General features: G+C 58.4%; 12 protein-coding genes and 3 pseudogenes. 8 read left to right on the forward strand and 7 right to left on the reverse strand.

The window, feature by feature from the left end:
- Positions 1 to 2: 2 nt before the first annotated feature.
- On the reverse strand, positions 3 to 977 hold the full coding sequence (locus tag R1T40_RS01030; RefSeq protein WP_317385554.1) for a TRAP transporter substrate-binding protein: 975 nt from the start codon (positions 975 to 977) through the stop codon (positions 3 to 5).
- A gap of 275 nt (positions 978 to 1252) precedes the next feature.
- On the opposite strand from R1T40_RS01030, the gene R1T40_RS01035 reads away from it, so the two are divergent.
- From R1T40_RS01035 to R1T40_RS01065, 7 genes and pseudogenes are all read left to right on the forward strand, one after another.
- Positions 1253 to 1750 carry a TRAP transporter small permease gene (locus tag R1T40_RS01035; RefSeq protein ID WP_243395102.1) on the forward strand — a complete coding sequence of 166 codons (498 nt, stop codon included), beginning with the start codon at positions 1253 to 1255 and terminating at the stop codon, positions 1748 to 1750.
- Positions 1751 to 1761: 11 nt separating this feature from the next.
- Positions 1762 to 3063 (forward strand): TRAP transporter large permease, encoded by a 1302-nt coding sequence (locus R1T40_RS01040; protein ID WP_106165495.1) that lies wholly within the window; start codon positions 1762 to 1764, stop codon positions 3061 to 3063.
- 47 nt (positions 3064 to 3110) lie between these two features.
- Positions 3111 to 5417, forward strand: a complete 2307-nt coding sequence (locus R1T40_RS01045) for a glycoside hydrolase family 31 protein (protein ID WP_317385555.1) — start codon at positions 3111 to 3113, stop codon at positions 5415 to 5417.
- Positions 5414 to 6829: a mannitol dehydrogenase family protein gene (locus R1T40_RS01050; RefSeq protein ID WP_317385556.1), complete on the forward strand. Its 1416-nt coding sequence runs from the start codon at positions 5414 to 5416 to the stop codon at positions 6827 to 6829. Before R1T40_RS01045 ends, R1T40_RS01050 begins: the two co-directional genes overlap by 4 nt.
- Positions 6826 to 8226: a glucuronate isomerase gene (gene uxaC, locus R1T40_RS01055; RefSeq protein WP_317385557.1), complete on the forward strand. Its 1401-nt coding sequence runs from the start codon at positions 6826 to 6828 to the stop codon at positions 8224 to 8226. The genes R1T40_RS01050 and uxaC overlap by 4 nt, the downstream gene beginning before the upstream one ends.
- Positions 8223 to 9149: a sugar kinase gene (locus tag R1T40_RS01060; RefSeq protein WP_317385558.1), complete on the forward strand. Its 927-nt coding sequence runs from the start codon at positions 8223 to 8225 to the stop codon at positions 9147 to 9149. The genes uxaC and R1T40_RS01060 overlap by 4 nt, the downstream gene beginning before the upstream one ends.
- Positions 9150 to 9213: 64 nt before the next feature.
- Positions 9214 to 9300 (forward strand): annotated as a pseudogene (locus R1T40_RS01065) (IS5/IS1182 family transposase); the annotation flags it as partial.
- Positions 9301 to 9334: 34 nt separating this feature from the next.
- Here the strand turns inward: R1T40_RS01065 and R1T40_RS01070 are convergent.
- Positions 9335 to 9631 (reverse strand): annotated as a pseudogene (locus R1T40_RS01070) (integrase core domain-containing protein); the annotation flags it as partial.
- A 325-nt stretch (positions 9632 to 9956) separates the two neighbouring features.
- On the opposite strand from R1T40_RS01070, the gene R1T40_RS01075 reads away from it, so the two are divergent.
- Entirely contained in the window at positions 9957 to 10580 is a 624-nt protein-coding gene (locus R1T40_RS01075; RefSeq protein WP_317385559.1) for a hypothetical protein, read from the forward strand.
- 158 nt (positions 10581 to 10738) lie between these two features.
- Here the strand turns inward: R1T40_RS01075 and tnpC are convergent, their stop codons facing one another.
- The 5 genes and pseudogenes from tnpC to R1T40_RS01100 all read right to left on the reverse strand — a co-directional run bounded on the left by tnpC (position 10739) and on the right by R1T40_RS01100 (position 21079).
- Complete coding sequence (gene tnpC / locus R1T40_RS01080) at positions 10739 to 11494, reverse strand: IS66 family transposase (RefSeq protein WP_317385560.1); 756 nt, start codon at positions 11492 to 11494, stop codon at positions 10739 to 10741.
- Positions 11478 to 12410 carry an IS66 family transposase gene (locus R1T40_RS01085; protein WP_317385561.1) on the reverse strand — a complete coding sequence of 311 codons (933 nt, stop codon included), beginning with the start codon at positions 12408 to 12410 and terminating at the stop codon, positions 11478 to 11480. The genes tnpC and R1T40_RS01085 overlap by 17 nt, the downstream gene beginning before the upstream one ends.
- A gap of 1430 nt (positions 12411 to 13840) precedes the next feature.
- Complete coding sequence (locus tag R1T40_RS01090; RefSeq protein ID WP_317385562.1) at positions 13841 to 20458, reverse strand: hypothetical protein; 6618 nt, start codon at positions 20456 to 20458, stop codon at positions 13841 to 13843.
- Positions 20459 to 20625: 167 nt separating this feature from the next.
- A pseudogene (locus R1T40_RS01095) lies at positions 20626 to 20799 on the reverse strand (transposase domain-containing protein); the annotation flags it as partial.
- 79 nt (positions 20800 to 20878) lie between these two features.
- Positions 20879 to 21079, reverse strand: coding sequence for an integrase core domain-containing protein (locus R1T40_RS01100; RefSeq protein ID WP_317385563.1), 201 nt, complete (start codon positions 21077 to 21079; stop codon positions 20879 to 20881).

Here is a 21079-nt window from a genome sequence, read left to right on the forward strand (position 1 = left end):
GCTTATTGGGCCGCTTTGATGCGGTCGATCAGATCAGCAAGGTGCTCGGACTTTGCCGCTACTTCCTCGTGCATTGGCAGGACAGCCTCAGCGAAAGGCGCCTTGTCGACCATGTGGACGTTGACGTTCAGCGTGGCTTTCGCTTCATCAATCGCCGCGTCAGAGGCTGCGTTCCACGCCTCGCGGTGCGCGGCCATGGAGTCGAGCGCAGCAGTCTGCAGGGCCTTTTGCTGATCAGCAGTCATACCGTCCCATGCGCAGTTGGAGATCACAACGACCGAGGGGATCATGGTGTGCTCATCCAAAGAAAAGTCGCTGACAACTTCGCCGTGGCGTGCGGTGGTCAGGGCGGTTGGGTTGTTTTCTGCCGCGTCCACGACGCCTTGCTGCAGGGCGCTATATAGCTCACCCCAAGAAATCGGTGTCGGGTTGCCGCCCAAAAGTTCGACCATGCGAATGGCGGAGGGGCTCGGCTGAACGCGCACTTTTACGCCCTGCAGGTCTGCCGGGGACATGATTGGCTTCTGCGCATAAAAGGAGCGCGCACCCTCGGTATAGAACGCGACCCCGCGAAACCCTTGATCGACAGAGGAACTCAGGATGTCCTGGCCAATGTCGCTGGTGATTACCGTGTTGAAATGCTCTTCGGACGAGAAGATGTAAGGCAGATTGAGCGCAGAATAGCTTTCCTCGAATGCCTCGAGTTCGGACGCATTGGAGCGTGCCATCTCCAGAGCGCAGTTTTGGACCAGTTCCATCGATTCCCGCTGAGTGCCGAGCTGGGCATTGGGGAAGATCTGGATCTTGATTTCGCCATCGGTCAGCTCGGCCACGCGGTCTGCCATGATCTGCATGGAGATGTGGACCGGATGATCCGGCGGATTATTGTGGTTAAGTTTCAATGTGGTCGCGCCTGCAGCGCCGACCGATGCGGCCAGTGCCAGCGCAGACAATGCGGCGGTAAACGTCTTGGTCATGGTCTCTCCTCCCAAGTGTTTCGGTCTGACCGGCAATTGGTCAACCAATACTCCGGAAATCTTCCCTAAAGCCAGCAATCAGTCAACCAAAACTTCGAAATTGGTCGTAATACTTGAGGCAAACTACGTCTTGAGCACAAATTGGTTGACCAATCGGCTGGTCTGAGCAAGGGTCCTCGGCAAGAGTGAAGGACCGGAGAGAGGGAGGAGCCTATGACTCGGATCGAACAAACCCGCAAATGTGGCAAGGGTCATTCATGAGAGCGTGGGTCGACATGCTCCTCAAAACGGTCATTACAACGATATTTGTGGTGCTCGTGGCCTGCGTGAGCTGGCAGGTCATCAGTCGTTACGTGTTGGGTACGCCCAGCACGGTAACCGATGAATTGGCACGGTTTCTCTTTATGTGGCTGGCCCTGATCGGAGGGGCCTACACGTTAGGTTTGCGCCGACACTTGGCGATTGACCTTCTAACCCAGCAATTGTCGGGACGAGCACGGACCGTGAGCGAGGCCTTCGTCCTGTTCGCCATTGCTGGCTTTGCAGCTTTCGTCATGATCCGGGGTGGCAGTCAGCTTGTCCTCAAGACGATGGCCTCTGGTCAGGTCACACCAGCGCTGCAGTTGCCTATGGGGCTGGTCTACGGTGCGATCCCCTTCGCGGGCGCGATCATCTTGTTTTACTGCGCGATCTTCGCGTTCGAGCTGTGGCGTGACGGCCCTTCTACGCCGGAGCTGGGCGAGACGGCCCCGCTCGGCGGACCACTGGATTAAGGCGGCGCGACATGACGACAGCTATTTTTCTTCTCTTTGGCAGCTTTGCCGTGCTGATGGCACTCGGTGTGCCGATTGCGTTTGCGATTGGTATCGCGACCACCGCGACGTTCTTGTTGTTTATGGGGGTGGACCAATCCCTGTTTATCGTCGCACAGCAAATGGCGTCGGGGCTGGACAGCTTTACGCTTCTTGCTATTCCGTTCTTTATCTTGGCAGGGAACATTATGAACCGCGGCGGGATCGCCATGCGGTTGATCAACTTCGCCAAGGTGCTGGGCGGTCGGCTTCCAGGCGCGCTGGCCCATTGCAATGTGATTGCCAATATGATGTTCGGATCCATTTCCGGATCCGCCGTGGCCTCTGCAGCGGCGGTGGGCGGCGTGATGGCGCCCTTGCAAAAGAAAGAGGGCTACGACCCTGCTTTCTCCGCCGCGGTCAATATTGCATCCTGTCCGACAGGCCTGCTGATACCGCCCTCAGCAACGTTGATCGTCTACTCCTTGATCACCGGCGGAACATCCATCGCTGCTTTGTTCGTCGCGGGATATTTGCCCGGCATCTTGATGGGCTTGGGATTGATGATCGTGGCTGGCGTGATCGCTAAGCGGCGCGGCTATCCCGTTGCGCCCCGTCCAGCCCTCAGTGAGGTCATGGTGGCCGCTCGCGATGCAGTCTTGCCTTTAGGCCTGGTCGTGATCGTGATGGGCGGCATCATCTCTGGTGTCTTCACGGCAACCGAGGCCTCGGCTGCAGCCGTACTCTACACTCTGGTTTTGGCACTGGTCTGGTACCGCGAAATCACGATAAAGGATCTGCCTGCAATCCTGATAGAAAGTGCGGTCACCACTTCGGTCGTGCTGTTAATGATCGGCGCGTCCATCGCGATGAGCCGGGCCATGGCCTTCGGTGGCATTCCCTTTGCGATCTCGGATTTCTTGCTGGGCCTGTCTGACAACCCGATCGCCATTCTCCTGGCGATAAACGTGGCGCTGCTCGTTGTCGGAACCTTTATGGACATGACACCGGCGCTCTTAATCTTCACGCCAATTTTCATGCCAGTTGTCAAAGGTCTTGGCATGGACCCTGTGCATTTTGGCATCGTGATGACGCTAAACCTCTGCATTGGTATCTGCACGCCGCCTGTTGGGTCCGCCCTGTTTGTGGGGTGCTCCGTCGGCGGCACCTCTATTGCCAAGGTGATCCGTCCACTTCTGCCCTTTTATGCGGTGTTGTTCGGTCTGTTGATGCTGGTCACTTATGTGCCTGATATCAGCCTCTTCCTGCCGCGTCTTCTATTGGGATATCAGTAATGAAGTGCCTTAAAACTTGGGCTTTGGAGGCGAAAACCGCCACCGGTGTGACCCTGCGCGTCGAAGGTCGCCACCTGCTGCATCTTTGCGTGCTGGAGGAAAATAGGTTTCGCGTGTCCCTGCAAAAAGACGCAGCGTGGCGTTTGGGGCGGACATGGACTGTGGCGCCGGCTGGAGATGCCCCATGGGGGGGACGCGGCCGCGACGACACATCCGGCTTTGCCTGTCCCTCTCCCCAGATCTCGCAGAGCGAGACGGAACTCGTATTGTCGACCGAGACGATGCGGCTTCGTCTTTTGACGCCGCTGCAAATGGTTTGGGAAGCTAAGGTGGATGGAGCATGGGAAGTCTTTGCCGAGGATCGCCCAACCGGCGGCATTCACCTAGGCCTGCGTGATCATGCCCACGCGCATTTCCTATCCCGACACCCGCAAGAACCGGTATTCGGGCTTGGCGAAAAGACAGGGCCGCTCAACCGTGCTGGTCAACGTTACGAAATGCGCAACTTAGATGCGATGGGGTATGATGCAGAGCGCACCGATCCGCTCTATAAGCACGTGCCTTTCACTCTGACCCGGACCCAGAGCGCCGGGTGCTGGTCTATTTTCTACGACAATCTGGCCGGTTGTTGGTTCGATCTTGGCAATGAATTGGACAATTACCATGCCCCTTATCGTGCCTATCGTGCCGAGGACGGCGATCTCGATTTTTATATGACATGGGCGCCTGAGTTGCTCGACTTGGTCAAACAGCAAGAGCAATTGACCGGCGGCACCGCATTTCCGCCACGCTGGAGCCTGGGCTACTCCGGGTCGACAATGTCCTATACAGATGCGTCGGATGCACAGGTGCAGCTGGAAGGTTTCCTGACAAAAATTGCCGAGCATCGCATCCCTTGCGACAGTTTTCAGATGTCGTCGGGCTACACCTCGATCGGGACGAAGCGGTACGTCTTTCACTGGAATGATGAAAAAATGCCCGACCCCGAGGCAATGGCGGCAAAATTCGCTGATAAGGGGGTGCATCTCATCGCCAACATCAAACCTTGCCTGTTGCAGGAGCATCCGCGCTACGCCGAGGTGGCGGATGCAGGGCTGTTCGTGCGCGCGAGCGCTGAAACAGATGCAAACTGCGGACCAGAACGTTCAGTCTTTTGGGACGACGAAGGCTCGCATCTCGACTTCACCAACCAGGCGACTGTGGACTGGTGGAAGCAGAATGTCGACGAGGCGTTGTTGCAACGCGGCATAGGTTCAACTTGGAACGACAACAACGAATATGAAATTTGGGATCGACACGCTCAATGTGCGGGTTTCGGCGAGGCAATCGACATTTCGTTGATGCGCCCCGTGATGCCCATCCTGATGACACGCGCGTCGATGGAGGCGCAGGAAGCCCATTCCCCGGAGCAGCGGCCCTATCTCATCAGCCGATCAGGCGCGCCGGGATTGCAGCGCTACGCCCAGACCTGGAGTGGGGACAATCGCACAGATTGGAAGACCTTGCGCTGGAACCAGCGGATGGGCCTTGGGATGAGTGTGTCCGGCTTTTACAACATCGGCCATGACGTCGGCGGCTTCTCCGGGCCACGACCGGAACCGGAACTGTTCGTACGTTGGGTTCAAAACGGTATATTCCATCCGCGCTTTACCATCCATTCATGGAATGATGACGCCACAGTGAATGAACCCTGGATGTATCCTGAGGTGACGGATCATATCCGCGCGGCGATAGAATTGCGGTACCAGCTTCTGCCTTATCTCTACACCTGCCTGTGGCAGGCGTCAGAGCGCAGTGAGCCGATGCTACGGCCTTTGTTCCTTGATTTCGGCGCGGATAGTCAAACCTGGGTGGAGAGCGATAGCTTCCTTCTCGGGCGGGATCTTTTGGTGGCAACAGTCCTCGACAAGGGTGTCGAGGCCCGCTCCGTCTATTTGCCGCGACATCCCGGGGGCTGGTGGGATTTCCACACTGGCCTGTGGCACGAAGGCGGCCAATGGCTGACAGTTCCTGTCACCTTGGACACCATTCCCTTGTTCGTCCGCGGCGGCGCCGTGATCCCGATGGGGCAGGGCGCAAATCGCGCAGCGCCCGAGGCAGAGACCGCACGTCTGTTGGCTGTCTTCCCTGCTCAAGGGGACGAGGAAACCACCAGTCTTCTTTATGAGGACGACGGTGTGACAAAGGCGAGCAAGTGGTGCCTGTCCCATCTCGTCTTGCACAGCACCCATAACCACATCAGCCTGACTACCAGAAGGGAGGGCGACGGCGCGCCGGTGTTGCCGGAGGCACAGGTGGTCCTGCCGGCTGGTGAACGACGCATTTTGAAGACGGACACGAGGATCGATTTATGACCAGCGCCCTCATTCCTTGCCCCTACGAAAGAACGTTTCTGAAACCACGCATCCTGCATATTGGCTTTGGTGCCTTTGCCCGCGCCCATCCGATGGTTTTTCTCCACCATGGTCTTGTGGCCGAGGGTGGTGATTGGGGCGTGGTCGCCGCACGGCTGAATTCCGGTGTTGAAGCTCTGGATGGGTTGGATGAGGTGCAGGGCCAGTATCACGTCGCCGAAGCGGATAGCGACACCATAAAACTGCGCGAAATCGGAGTCCTGTGCGGCACCTGTCATCCCGCCCGCGATGGGGAGGATGCAATCCCCGCGTTGATCGCGACTCCAGACATGTCGGTGATCCTATTGACCATTACCGAAAAAGGATACTGCACAAAAGAAGGCCAGCTCGATCTGGAGCACGCGGCCATTCAGGCTGAGTTGGCAGGCGGGGCGCCCACAACTGCCATCGGTGTGTTGGTTGCAGGCCTCCAGTGCCGACGCGCAGCGGGACTGGGCGGGGTCACCATCTTGTCTTGTGACAACCAGCCGGATAACGGCGCGCTCACCCGCGCCGCTGTGCTGGGGTTTGCGGAGGCGTTGGATCGAAATCTCGCTGAATGGATCAGGACCCACGTTCGGTTCCCTTCGTCGATGGTGGACCGGATCGTGCCTGCCATGACCGATGACAGCCATGCCGTGGTCACATCCGCTCTTGGTCGTGCCGACCCGAATGCGATTCTGTGCGAACCCTTCAGGCAATGGGTGATTGAAGATGACTTTGCCAATGGACGCCCCCCCTTCGCAGAGGGTGGAGCTATGCTGGTTGCAGACGTTCAGCCGTTTGAGGAAATGAAACTTAGACTGCTCAATGGTGCGCACACCACCTTGGCTTGGCTGGGGCAGTTGCTGGGATATCAGACAGTGGCAGACTGCATGGCCGACAAGGAGCTGCGCGCATTAGTACGCCACCTGATGCTGGCCGAACAGGCCGCAACACTGCGTCCGCTTGAAGGTATTGACCTCGCAGCCTATGCGGATGAGTTGCTAAAGCGGTTTGAAAACACCCGGCTCCGGCACAGACTGGATCAGATCGCCAGCGACAGCAGCCAGAAGATGCCGCAACGCCTGTTCACCCCGATAGCTGCCAACCTTGAAGCCAAACGTGATTGGTCGGTCTCGGCCGTGGCGGTGGCCGCTTGGATCATAGGGTTGCGTAGCCTGACTCCTGTTCCGGATCCACGACAAGATGACCTGCGTTGGGCCGCCCTTGGCGATGATCCAGTCGCCGGGGTTCTGTCGCTGCCGTCCTTGGTTCCAGACGCCCTGCGCGCGCGAGCAGAGTTCCAAACCACAATCAGCGCGGCATTTGACCGTTTGCAGGGCGGGGCAAAGTCGGCTGTGACAACCATCGCAAAGGAATTGGGCGTATGACGGGTTTCCTCCAACAAGATTTTTTACTCGACACTGCGACCGCACGACGATTGTTCCACGAGGTCGCGACAGATCTGCCGATTGTGGATTATCATAATCACCTCCCGCCGGCTGAAATCTCCGGTGATCGCACATGGGAAAATCTGGGTGAGATGTGGCTCGCCCATGACCACTATAAGTGGCGCGTCATGCGATGGGCTGGCATTGACGAGGCTCGGGTGACAGGCGCTGCAACCTGGCGCGAAAAATTCGACGCCTTTGCGGAGGCGATGCCCCGCGCCGTGCTGAACCCGGTTCATCATTGGTCACATCTGGAACTTTGGCGCTACTTCGATCTGAACGGCACAGTGCTGTCGCCCGCAACCGCCGATAACGTTTGGGAAGCGGCCAATGCGCAGCTCGGAGAAAAAGGATATTCCGCGCAAAGCCTCTTGCGAAAAATGAACGTTGAGTTGGTCGGCACGACAGATGACCCGCTTGATACCCTGGAGCACCATGCCGCGATGGCAGGCTCAGACATCCGGGTGGTTCCGACCTTCCGCCCCGACAAATCCGTGCAGATAGAGGCGCCTGGTTTCGCCGCCTACATCGACAGCCTGGAGGCGCTCACGCATCCGATCCGCTCCTTTGATGATCTGGTCGCGGCTCTTTTCCTGAGGCTGGATCATTTCGTGCAGCACGGGTGCAGGGCAGCCGATCATGGGATCAATCACTTGGATGCCGCTGATATCCTTGGTGCCTTCGATTTGGACGCGGCGCTGAAGGCCGCCCGACAGGGGCAACCCGTCACGCCGGAACAGGCGGCGGGCCACCGCGCAGCGCTCTTTGACGCCCTTGGACGGGCCTATGCCGCACGAGGGTTGGTGATGCAGTGCCACATGAACGTTGTTCGCAACGGTGCGTCCAGGCTGCTGCATGGGATCGGGCCAGACGCAGGCGGGGATAGCATGCGCGACACCGATATGGCCGGTCCGCTTAACACTCTGCTGGATCGGCTGGATCGCGACGGGAAACTACCGCGCATGGTGCTTTATGGCCTAGATCCCTCCCGCAATCCTATCCTTGCCGCAACAGCGGGTACGTTTCAGGACGGTTCGGTTCCCGGTAAGATACAGGCTGGGGCCGCCTGGTGGTTCAATGACACGCTGGACGGGATGGAAGCGCAGATGCGTACCCTGGCCCAGGTCGGTCTTCTGTCGACATTCCTTGGAATGTTGACCGACAGCCGCTCCTTCCTGTCCTTTCCGCGGCATGAGTACTTCCGCCGCTTGCTGTGTGGCATGATTGGCCGCTGGGCCGAGACGGGCCATTTGCCGGATGACGCGGACCTGCTCGACCGGCTGGTGCGCGACATCTGCTACAACAACGCCAAGTCCTGGTTTCTGGAGCCGCAATGACACGAATTGTCGTTATCGGAGAATGCATGGTTGAAATGGCCCCCGTTGACGGCGGGCTCTATCGCATGGGGTTTGCAGGCGACACCTTCAACATGGCATGGCACCTGAGGTACCTGCTGGGCCCAGCTCATAGCGTCGACTATCTGAGCGCGGTGGGAGACGATAGCACATCGCAGGCCATGTTGGACTTCATCCAATCGCAGGGAGTGGGTATCGCGCACATTCGCCAGATTTCAGGAGCCTCTCCCGGCTTATACCTGATCCGACAGGAAAACGGTGATCGAGCCTTTAACTATTGGAGAGAAACATCCGCTGCGCGACAGCTCGCCGATGATCCAGCAGCCTTGGCGCGGGCCTTGCAAGGGGCCGATCTGGTCTGCCTGTCCGGCATTACCTTGGCCATTCTATCGCCAACGGCCCGCGAAACACTTTGGTCTGCAATTGCCGCATCAGGTGCGCAGGTTGCATTCGATCCCAATATCCGACCAAAATTGTGGAGCAGCCAAGAAGACTGTCGCGCAGTTTTGACGGATGCGGCGATGCGATCAGATGTGATCTTGCCGAGCTTTGACGACGATGCTGCGCTGTTTGGGGATGCCACGCCTCAAGCAACTGTGGCGCGTTATACACGCCTCGGGGCAGGGGAGGTGGTGGTAAAAGACGCAGCGCGTCCTGCGCTCTATTCCAGCTCAAAAGGCACTTTGGGTGTCGCTGCCAAAAGATTGGCAGTGCCCGTTGTTGATGCGACTGGCGCGGGTGATGCCTTTAACGCGGCATGGCTGGCGGCTCGCCTGGAAGGCGCCGCACCCAAAGAGGCCTTGATTGCCGCGCACAAACATGCCGCGCGCGTCTTGCAAGTGCCCGGAGCGTTGCTGGTTGTGGAACGTTGCGCATCATTGGCCAAATCAACACCCAAAGCCTAGGGTCAGGATGCAATGATTTCGGCCACGCTGCTTGATTCATGTTCCGGAAAACGGAGCGGTGAATATGAGCGACCTTTTCTGGCTTGCCGACGAACAGATGGCACGTCTGGAACCTTTCTTTCCGAAATCTCATGGCAAACCTCGAGTTGATTGATCAGCCCCACCTAAGTGGTCCCATTGGATTGTCAGTGCATGATCGACCTTTGGTCCATCTGGACGATGGTTTCCGGGGCCGGTGGGCGGTAGCCCAGAGCACTGTGTGGTCGTTTCGTGTTGTAGTGTTTCCTCCATTCTTGGATAAGGATTTGGGCTTTGCCCAGGGTGTAGAAGATCTCGCCATACAAGAATTCATCGCGGAACCGTGCATCGAATTTTTCGAAATACCCGTTCTCTCAAGGGGACCCTGGCTCGATGTAAGCCGTCTTTGCACCGACAGCTTTGATCCAATCCTGGACCGCTTGAGCGGCGAACTCCGAGCCGTCGCCCATTGGGCTCGAACCAATGGCGCCCTCAATGGGCAACTCTGACCAAATGTAAGCGGTGTATCCGCCCCGGAAATTGACTGGCCCGCAAAATTATTTTTTCTGGCAGGCATGCATCAGACCAACATTTCACTCAATGGCTGACTAGGCGATTCCCCATGCCGCAGACGTACCTCTAGGCGGCTTCAATAGCTCCGGAATGACCGAGTTTTCTCTATGCAAACACGTCCCTTCCAGGCGCCGCCTTAGGCGCGTGGCCGCCTAGCATCGCCGGACCTCCTGGCCGCCGCTTGAAGGTCCGGCAGCTTTCCATATAACCCGCGCCATGGCTGCAAAGATATTTTCGATGGAGGCGCGGGAGGACGGCGGTGCCCGGCTCGCGCTCAAGTACAAGCACGCCGGCCGCAGCGGCATCCAGCGTATTTCCTGCGATCTGCCGCAGGCCGGCCTTTTGCAGCTGGTGCTCTTTGCCGAAGCGCTCAGCCTGCGCAGGCGTTTCGGTAATCCCATTACATCGGACGTGTCGCTCGATGGGCTTGAGATGTCCTATGACCCGGCGCAGCGGGAGCTCCATGTCGAGCGGCAGGCCGGTTATTCCAGACAGACTGCGTGCATGCCAGTTGAGGTTTTTCTCTCTGAGATGGCAGGCATGACCGACATTTGCATTGCTTGGGCCGAGGCGTCAAAACACGGGCTCGCCCTGAAGCGCCTGCTGTTCGAATGCGCGGCACCGGCTGAACTTGAAAGGCTGCTAGGGCAAGACGAGGCCGATCTGGCCATGCACCAATTGCGGGAGATCGCTTTTCTTCTGCTGGTACAGGAAACCTCCGCCCGCGGGTCTGCGCTGGCCCGCCAATTGCGCGGGAAGAAATCGCAGGACCAAGCCCAGGAGGCGGTCAGCGGATTTGTTCTGGAGCTTGCGGCCGAACTCGTCCCAGTTACTGCCTAAGACTGGCCTGATGGGCGCAGGGCACCACGGATTTAGGCATGAAGACTGTCGCCCCCCATCGGGAGACCGTCCAGACACGGCTTTGGGTCGGAACCCCGCTTGGGGTTCCGGCTGTGTGAGAATGCGTCACCGCCCCGATTGGGGGCGGTGATAGCCTGTCAGTCGTCGATCCGGCCGACAGGGCAGTGCCAGGGCATCAGCTGGCCATAGTCCAACTCACCGCGGTTGCGCTCGATTTCCTGCACTACCCAGTTCAGGTAGCTGCGGGGGTTGACCTTGTTCAGGCGCGCGCTTTCGATGAGCGAATAGTAGGTTGCCCAGACTTCAGCCGCCTCATGGTTCCCGGCGAAAAGCGAGTTCTTCTTCGTCAGAGCGATGCCGCGGATGCAGCGTTCGACTGCGTTGTTATCGATCTCAAGCCGGCCATCGAACACGAACCGCTGCAGCCCGTCAAAGGCGTTGAGCGTGTAGTTGATGGCCGTTTTCAGTTTCCCGGTGGCGTCATCCTGATGTTTCGTCAGGATGGCTTTGAGCTCGGTCAGGATGGGCAGAGTTTTCTCGAGGCGCAACTGTTCCCGCTCCTTCGGGGGCAGGCCTTTGGCTGCCTTTTCGACGGCATACACTTTGCGGTACATCTGCACGACCTTGGCAGCCAGCTTGCTCTTGGTTGCCAGATGGGCTTCGAAGAACTTGCGCCGTGCATGGGCATTGCAGCGCACCGGCATCAATCCGTCATTCTCCCGGCTCTCTTTGAAAAGACAGTTGTAACCCGAGTAGCCATCAGTCTGCAGGAAACGGATCGACGCGCCGGAAAGCAATTCCTCTGCAACAGCGCCGGCGCGGGAATGGGCATAGTGGTACACCACAGCCGGCCGGGCCTCGGAATTCCAATCGCGTTCATCGCGGTTGATCACCCAGAAATACCCGGTATCGCACTTTCCCTTTCCAGGAGCCTGAACCTTCACCGGAGTTCTCATCCATTTGGGCGGTATGACCAGCAAGCACATGCGCATGAAGCTCTTCTTGGACCGGCACCAGGTGTTTGGCCAAATGGGCAACAACCTTGTCGATCGTTTGGCGGGCCAAATTGATGTTGGCGCTCCTGAACCGCCGCTCCAGCCGATAGGGCGGGATATGCTCGAAGAACTTCTGGCACGCGGCTTCGGCTGCGAACCCTGGCTCCATGCCGCGTCCCTTCATGATGTAGTTTTTCGACTTTGCGGCCACGGGTTTGTTCTCCTTGCAAATCCCGCGGTTGCACGCGCAGGTGTGATATACGTCTTTCACCAGAACCACATGCTCCGGCACGATCCGGAAGCTCCCGGCACGTTCCTCACGCTTGATCGACTTGAGATCATGCCCGCATGTGCCGCAGCTCATATCGTCGGGGAAATGATCAACGGTGATGACCTTGATATCCTTGGGTACTTTGCGTGCGCGCTTACCCTTGGGTTTTTCCTTCGGTTCATCGTCAAGGTCATCGTCAAGCGCGAGGCCAAGGTCCTCTTCCGCGGGATCGCCGAGGTCTTTTTCCGAGCTCTGCCCGAAATGCTCCTGGCGCAGCACCGCCAATTGCTCCGTCACCCGGCGCAGATCGCTCTTGAGCGCAGAGATCCGCCGTTTTGCAGACTGGACTTCGCCTTCTGTCTCGGAGAACAGCGACAGAATGCTGCTGATCCGTGTGCCGATCTCAACCGTGGCTTCCTCAGGGCTGCTGGGAAGCTGGCGAACAGCGCTGAGAACGCCGTCGCAAAGAAGGCCAATAGGGCTCAGCTCGCCAGCATCCGTCTCTTGCTGACCCGGCAGCCAGCCGGGCTCTTGGATGGTCATTGCAAATTTTCCTCATGGGGTATCGGCCTCCGCCCGCCAACCGGACGCAGGGAGTCACACACCGGAGCTGCGCGAAGCTGGCCCGGCTGAGGCACCATTCCGTGACGAAAGGCAAAGACAGTCCGTCCCGCCCTGCCGTTTGCGGTCAGGGCCGGTTCGCTCATCTTTCCATTTCGGGAAGTGTGCCTATTGAGTGAGGAAGGCCGTCACCCACGCAGAAGCCTTGCGACGGATCGCAGGATTTGCTAAGGGACCAGTGTCAACGCTGGCGGGTTTCGGTCTGCCTCGAACGATCACGCCGGAATGCGCCAACATTCCGGTGTTTTCGTTTCTAAAGAAGTTCAGGTCTTCATTCCGGTCTCTCCTTCTCCTGATCTTCGCGGCGAGGCTGTTTACACCGGTTCGCGCGAAGATGGAATAATTTCACTTAAATCAATGCCTTGTGCGAAAATGGGACTGCAGTTTCGATAGTCTCAGAGAACGCACCCGCTGCACACGAAGACATTGTGCTTCGCTGCAATTCCCCCACAATTTACAGGTCTTGGCTCTCCCTCGCTGCTGTGCAGGAAACTTGCGAAAACGGCTCCACAGCGGATGCCGCCTTCACAAAGTTTCCGTTTGTACAATGACCAAGGAGCTTCTGGCCCCCAAGTTTCCCAGATCGGCGGCCGTTTTTCGGCAGACGATTCGAGAGGTAATAAGCTGTCAGAGGAACCGTACGGCTGAACGTGCCCTCACGCTGATCCTGGATGGATCAGCGTATGTGTCCGCAGGCGGCGAGGGTGATATGAGAGATATTGTTCAGCATCATGGGCGGAGATTACCCAGCTGCTGCTGCGAAGAGCAATCCGAGCAGTGTGGCGGAAGCTCTTGTGCGCACAAAATGTGATAATTATGCAACTAATAGCATTTTTCTGAATATGGATTTCAATCAAATGGTTGCAGAATCCCCTTCCTATAAAGCCCATAGGGCTGTTAGCTAGGAAGGGGCCGACGGCGAACCGCCCCAACTGGGCGGCAATTTGCGCTACCTCCTCTTGGCTAGCCGTCCAGAAAAACGTCACCATTCTCCGATTTCTATTGACGGGTCTTGGGCAGCTTCATTCGAAATGAACGATTTCAGGAATTGACTGCTTCAATCAATTCGTAGTGCCGCCGAAACTGGGCTGAGGGACCTTGCTGCCGTTCCCAGCACCGGTTTGGTTTCCGCTGCGTCTACGCCGACCCTACGAGAATGTGCGGAAAGTGAAAGTTCACTGTGACGAGGAGGAACAGCTGGTTTGAAGCTGTAAGGTGTAAGACCGTTTTCTATATCGAACACCAAATGGTGCGGGCGCATCTTCGAACCGCTTTTTTTTGTGCCATAAGATATTTTACAGAGACAGCACGTAATCGTGACGATCTACCCCCGTGACCGTTTGATGTTCCTATCATAGCGGGCCAGTCTCGTCGCCCTCCAACTGCTCGAGCAAACTGCGATAGAGCTCGGCATCGATCTGAGGATTAGTTTCACGGGCAAGCCATTCGTCGGCTAAGCCGGCGATGGCCCGAAAGCGCGGATAGAAGTCGCGCCTTCTATCGGAATCCAGATCGTCTATCGCGCGTCTGGCGTGCTTCGACAAGCGATGCGGAATCCAGACGTCGCCGCGCGCGTTGATAATCGCTAGGAGCCATCGATGCGAGAATGCACTTGTGTCGCCGCCCCTGCTGCCCGATTTGCTACGATGATATTTTTGTAACTTCAACGCTACAACGAGGCGCATATCCTTCGCAGTGAGGAATGACATCAGAGCCGACCGACTGACGAAAATTCGAGAGCCGGCCTCTCGCCAAGCGTGCTCGCCGCGCCCACCCTCCGCGCCCCAAGCCTCAGCGTAGAATGCCTGCGAATTTTCGATCCGCCACTTCCGGACAATTGGATCGCCTGGTTTTACACCCAAGACCTGACAGGTGGCCTCTGTCGGGAACGGCCTGTCGAGAGCGGAGGTGCAAGCGTAGGGATCGTGGCGATCGAGTTGCAGGTGCGTGTTAGGCGTTTGGGCCACCCATAGGGTAACACTGTGCCCTTGCTGGCCGAATTGGCGTGTGATCTCGTCTTCATCGTCTGGCAACCACCGAAAGAAGGGCTCATCAGAAAGCAAAGCCATTACGGTCGATCGGGCATCGCCCGCCTTCGCCACGACGCTCCGCAGGGTAAGCGTCGTGTCTCGGCCCATCGACCACCGGCCTGCGGCCGGAATCCAGTCGGCTGCGACTTTTCCATCCCGGAAGCCCAGTATCGGGGCGAGTAGGCGAGCATCTTCGCCAACGGCGCTTCGATCAGCACCGCCATCTGGCATAGGGACGTCCGCTTCCTCGGGCAGATCGATTGGAAACGGGTCAGTCAAGTCAGCAAGCCACAATCCGTCGCCGCGCGACAGACTGTATTCGCTCAGGAACGCGGCCCAGGCATCCCCATCCCAATGTTCACCGACGACCGTGCGCTCGGCCAAAAACTCACCCGCAGTGAGCATGAGGGCATGCCAGCCGAGGTAGCCGCCGTAAAGATCGCGATCGGGGACATACCCCGACGACCAGGCTTCTCCATGTCCACTGCTACGCGGGCATTCGTGCATAGCACGCACGGAAGCGTCCCACACACGAACCCAGCGCCAGATGCGATCTTCGACCTCCCAGCCAAGACTTCCGAAGACGCGACACAGAGGGGCGACCTGATATTTGTTGAAGTCATAATCCAAGTGGAACACGTCGTCCGGGCGGGGCGAAGTATCCGGGCGCGAAGCGTAAAGGGGGTCGACATAGCTGGTTCGTGGCGCATGCGGATACGGCGAAACGTTTGTGAATGCGACCGCGTCTAAAAGGGTTGCTGCTTCAGCAGGGGCTAGCGCTGCAGCGATGGCTCTAAGGGCATCCTTTGCGAAAGAACGCATGACGACGTGGGGGAAGTCACTCGAGTCGACCACTCGCTCAAAAAAAGCTCTGTGCCGCAGCAAGGAGCCAGGGGAATCCTTGGCGATCCTCGAAAGTGCGATCAGCAACCAAAGCTGAGAATGCATGACATAGAAGGGAAATTTTGCGTCGGTGAAGGGAGACCCACTCCCATTGTCAAAGCCCTCGATAAGCTTGGCGATGATGTCGAAACGCTCAATCTCAGCCATGCGGCGCACGGCATGTGCGGCGCGCCATCGCATTGCAGCAACAGGGTGCCCTAGTCGCGCCCATAGAAGGCCCGCGACTAGGTCCGCCTCGTCGTTGGGTGCCGAGAAAACCTTATCCCATGGACCGTCGCCGACCTCATTTGGCAACTTCTCAGCGCTTATCGCGAGAAAACGGTTGATGCCATCGGCAATCGCCTCGTCGCTGACATTCGCGGCAAGTCGCGCGGCCATCGCCAGCCAACCATTGCCGCCAAGGTTTACTGCATCGCTGCGCAGCCCCGCAACGACATGCTCGACCAGAGCGCTCCGGTCGGCCAAGAAGAACCGCTCGAGGCCTCGCCAACTGCCCCACGCGTCCGCGCTGGAGCTGGCGAGTTCCGAAGCATGCTTCGAAGCCAACCGCCGTCCGAGCTCCGGCAGGCAATCGCGCATGGCCGGGGATGCTGTGCTCCAAACTTCCAAGTGGTCTCCTAGAGATCTGAGCTTCTCAGGTAGCGACGCCGCGCTGGATTCAACCACAGCGCGGAGAAATACGAGACGTTCGACTGGTGTGGCCACTCTCTTTGCGAGAGCGAGCAATGTGCGATCCGGCCAACGGCGCCCGGTCTGATCGACTGCTTCGCTGAGTACTTGGCGGTCGATCTCGTCCGGATCGCTAAGATCGAGAGAGACTAAATGGGAATCCATTAAAGTCAGCTCCGGAGCTGGCGTCCAGGGAGTGTCGTCTTTCGGAGCGCGCCGAGATAGCAGCCCTTCGACTCGCACACGGGCTGCGGACGTTTCAGGCAGATACTCGCTGGCGAGGCGAGCTAGGGCTTCGATCGTATCGTGCGCCGGCACCAATTGGTCGTTCCGGTCAATCTCTACGAGGAGAAGGCCAAAAAACCATTCGTGGCGTTCCGCAGGAAGCTGTGTCATCGCCTCTCCGGCAAAATCCGAGATTCTCCAGGTCCAAGCCTCTCTCGGCGCAGCGAGCCCGAAGAGCGTCGCTGCCGTTTCCGCTGAAAGCTTCGACTGCCGAACTAGGACGGTCAGCACGGGGCCGAGCGGCATACCGAGACTGGCAACGGCGCGATCGTCGAGCCGGTTGATCATCGCCAGCGTTGCACGCCCTGCTATAGGCACCATACTTTCGGCGTATTCGATCCACGGAAAACGATCGCCCTCTCCTTGGTTTAGTTCGAAAACGCGAGCGAGGGTATGCGACGCTTCGGGCGAGAGCTCGGCTCCCTTGTAGTGAGCCGTAAGCTCGAGTAAGTGGTTCGCGCGGTCGAAATCGTCGGACCCGATAGCCTCGGCGAGATCAAGCGCACGGCGAAAGTATGCGCCAGCCTCCTCGGTGCTGACCCGCCATACGGCGCGTGCGAGGCGGCCGTAGGCCGCGACCCGCGAACCGACGTCTGTATCGAGTTGGATCTTTGTCTCGACGTGTGCGGCGAGAACGAGCGCTGCGTCGTGACAGTTGGTGAAGCGCGAGAGCCGGGTCACGTAGTCGGTGAGTTCAGACGTGAACAGTCCTGGCGCGCCTGCTAGCCAATCGACCATTTGCTTCGCGAGAGAAGCGTCGAATGCTCCCAGCGCGTCGGCCAAGTAGAAGATACCTCGAAAGCCAGTTCGAGCGAGATAGGCTTTGCCGTCCCGGTACGGATAATTTGATGCTTTCTTAACGTCTTCAACGAGCCGGTTGAACGCCTTCGCAAGCATCGAGGAACGCGTCTTTCCAAGTGGTGGGCGAATGACGTTGGCGAGGTCCTGCGCGTAAGGCAACAACGGCTTGATGCGGCTGCTGAGCGCGCGAGAATATTCGGAGCGCCTCTCGCCATTCAGACTATCGCGGCGCCGTCCGGGCCGTCGGCGAGCTTCGAATTTCGGCTCCGCCAGCTTTTGTTCCAAGGCTCGAGAGAACGCCGCCGGTCCACGTGTTCGCGAACTTTTCGGCACTAACTCGATCAACTCGGTCGGGACGATATCGAGTAGCTGGACGGGGCGGCCGCTTAAGGCCGATCGCACGCCGGCGGCAAATACCGCAACGTCGATCGCCCGACCGCCATCGAAATAGCTTGAGTAGACGTGGATCGATGGAGCTTTCAGTCCAGCGCCGTCGAGGATTGACGAGCCTTCGCGCTTGAGCCCGAGCGCGATAGCCCGGGCGGATGCCTGAACATTCGCAATGGCCAAACCATCATGGTCACCGGCGGAAGCTGGAGCAGCTGCCATTTCCGCAATCAGCTTTGTTTCCCAAGCCTCGTCCCGGTCTCCGAATTGAAGCGCAGCAGCAAAGAGGGCGCGGGACGGGTGTCTACACCGCGCTAGGCGGGCATGGACGCGCGAGCTTGGAGGATGAAGGGAGAGCGTGTGGCGCTCCAGCAGATCAAACAGTTCTCTGAACTTGGCGTAGGCCGATCCATCGTCGCGACGCGTAAAAAACTGAGCGATCCTTACGTCGTTACCCGCTAACATTTCTACATAGGCAAAGCCGATGTCGTCCCACTGGCGCGATGCACTCGTTTTTCTGAAACGAGTATTACCGTTCGAGTGTGCCGCCCAATTGTGCCAGTCGATAGCGCGGCGGGCGTGCCGACGGGCTTCATCGAAGTCGCCGGCGAATGAGTTGGCTAACGCAAGCGCCGCATGCTTGCCGCCCGGCCAGCCCACGAAGGTCGCGGCTAGCCTGCGCAGTGCCTCGGGATCGCCAGACACCGCCGCAAGGTCGGGATGCTCGTATAGAAATCGATCTGACCGCTCATGGCCGGCTGCGACCAGCGAAGCCTCCAGCAGCAGGCGGAACAGATCGTCCCTGCGCCCCGCGTCATTTGTCAGCGCAATCGCCGCGGTGATACGGGCGAGCCTAATGTCTCGGCCGCTGACTTGCGACGCGCTGGCTGGAATACGCGTATCGAAGGCCAACGCGATGAGTTGGTCCGTATTGCGAAGTGACGTCAGCAACGCCGGCAGGGCCCTCGCCGCGTAATTCGAAGATACCTGGCGCTCTTGCAGGGCCGAGATCACACGTTCGCGGCCGGCTTGGTCGTTTCCGTAAGTCTTCCGGATGAGCGTTTCGGTTGGCTCATCGCGGAACATCAGCCCGTGCGGTGTCCGCTCAAGTAGAGGTGCCAGGTCAGCAGCGAAACTCTCAACCTGCTCGGCGATCAAGCCGTGAGCAGCAGCCAACTCTTCGATCGGCACGGGCGGCGCGAGCAATGCTAAGCCCGTCAGCAGGAGATCGATGTCAGGATCTGCCGTACCGCGCATACGAGCCGTTTCACGGGCGTCGTCCAACCTCTTGCGCAAGAGTTCGTCAAGCAGATCGCCCGGTTCGATTGGCGAGTCCGGAAAGGAAATCGGGTCGAAAGGGCGACCAGCGGCGATAAGGTTGTCGAGGCAGCGGGGATTACGTCCCGAGCGCATCAGTAGCGCAGCGATTTCATCTTGGGAGCAATCCGGTGCTCTGCTCGCGATCAAGCTACGCGCCTCTGCGTCGGTGAACAACGGGATGGCGAACTCTCTATGTGAGTTGCCGCCGGTTGCGAGAGAACGTCGTTCAGTGCGGCACGAAGCGATTATCCGGATGCCATCAATGGGGTTTGTGCTCAAACTACGTATGAGCAGGTGGGCGAAGGATTGCGTCGCCGTATCTTGTGCGGCCAATCCTGCGTGATCGACAGCGTCTAGCACGAGTGATATTTGTGCTTCCTGCTGCGTATTGCGCGCCGAAGCCACCGCTTGTTCGAGGCGCCGACGAAATGCCTTCAAAAGGGCGGTGATGTCGGTAACGGGTAGAAAGATGTCGCAAAGGCCATCTCCTGCTAGCAAGTTGGCAAGGTGGACCAATGTGCGCTCGGGAAGATGGCGATTATCCGAAGGGTCGCGCCAGCGGCCGGCGCCGAAACCGTCGAATAGGACCACCGGCCCGTCGACCCTAAGCTGCTCGGCCAAGCCCTGCATCAAAACTGTCTTGCCCATTCCCCCAGCCGCATGGATGACAAGAGGTAATCCAGGCTCGCGCGCCACTACCAGAAGATCGCTCATGACCCGGCGTTCGACAACGTCTCCGACGTCGGGAAAGGCGTCCGGGGTCGGATACAGCCTCTCTTCGTGCTCGATCTCCAGCTCTGCCAAGACCGCGATCCGATCGACGTGTTTGTCAGTGTCGCTGCCCGGGCCAGCTTTGATTCTGATCAGATTCCGCAGTTTGAGCAGACGCTTTTCCGCATCCGGATCGCCAGGCTCGCTCCACGCGGCAAGAGTAGATGATATCGCGCGTTCGGCATCGACCAAGCTACCTTTGCTACCAATTAACTCCAGCCTATTAAGCAATTCGGCTTGCGGATGAGGGTATGCGCGCAGGGCTTCAATGATCTGGCTCGCTTGCCGGGCGACGTCGCCCTTGGACTGCGAGCCGGTGATCAGGTCCGAAATCGCCGACCGAAGACTTTCGTGAATTGGACGGTTCGTTGCGAACTCATACCTGACCACCTCCTTGACGTGACGTTCCCCGTGGGTGGCGCATAGCTCGGTATCCGAGACCGCAAACTTTTTCAGTGTCCCAGCGAGGTCCGCTGCCCTTACCGCCTTATTGGCACTGGCAATGGAGTACTTGAACTGAACGATCGCCACGCGGTGCGAGTGGGCGACATCGGTGCCGCCGTGATACCGGACCAAGTCGGCAATTTCGACGGCACCTGTTCCCAACTCCCGCTCGTCCTTCTCATCGAACCCTTCAAGGGTGATACTCAGAAGGTCTGTCGATGGCGAAAGCAGTTCAAGCGCCGTCCTCGCCGCCCAAGCTTCATGAAAGGCATGCCCAGCCTTCGAAGCTCGGACTTTGTCGATCGCTATCGGCGCCTTAGGCGCCTCCTCGCTGTCATCAGTTTTCGGCTTATCTGCCAACTTAATCGTCCCATCCGCGAGTGCATACCTCACGACTAACTTGCTAGCATGCGCCGCACTAGCGTGCATATTCCAATATTGCCTAACCGCGAGCATCGAATCCAAGTGTTCCCAGATTGCGGGAAGCATTAATCCTCACAATGTAACCGACCGGTTGATACCACTGGTTATGCCTGTGGCACCCAATTCCATGGAAGAAGCTCGTCGATCCGATTGATCTTGTGATCGTGGATGCGGTCCAGCACGTCGGCCAGCCAGGCCTGCGGATCGATGCCACTCATCTTCGCGGTCTCGACGAGCGTCATGGCGCGGGCAAGGGTTTCCCCGCCGTGTCCAGCCCCATTGCTATGGGCCAGTTCGAAGTAGAGTTTCGGGCACTGGCAGGCGCATGTTGAGGGCTTGATGCGGGCGGGTGTGGTTCTATTGCTTGAGCCAGCAATCAATTACGATCTGCGCCTGTTTGGTTGTTTTGAACCATTCAACATTAAGTACCTCGCGGCGGAGCGTTCCATTGAAACGTTCGTTGTATCCGTTCTCCCAAGGTGATCCCGGATAAATCCGGATCGGGTTCACGCCGACCTTCTCCAGCCAGCTCTGGGTCGCCTGAGAGGCATCTGCCAA

It is taken from the genome of Tritonibacter scottomollicae (assembly GCF_032924845.1).
GTDB classification, from domain to species: Bacteria; Pseudomonadota; Alphaproteobacteria; order Rhodobacterales; family Rhodobacteraceae; genus Epibacterium; species Epibacterium scottomollicae.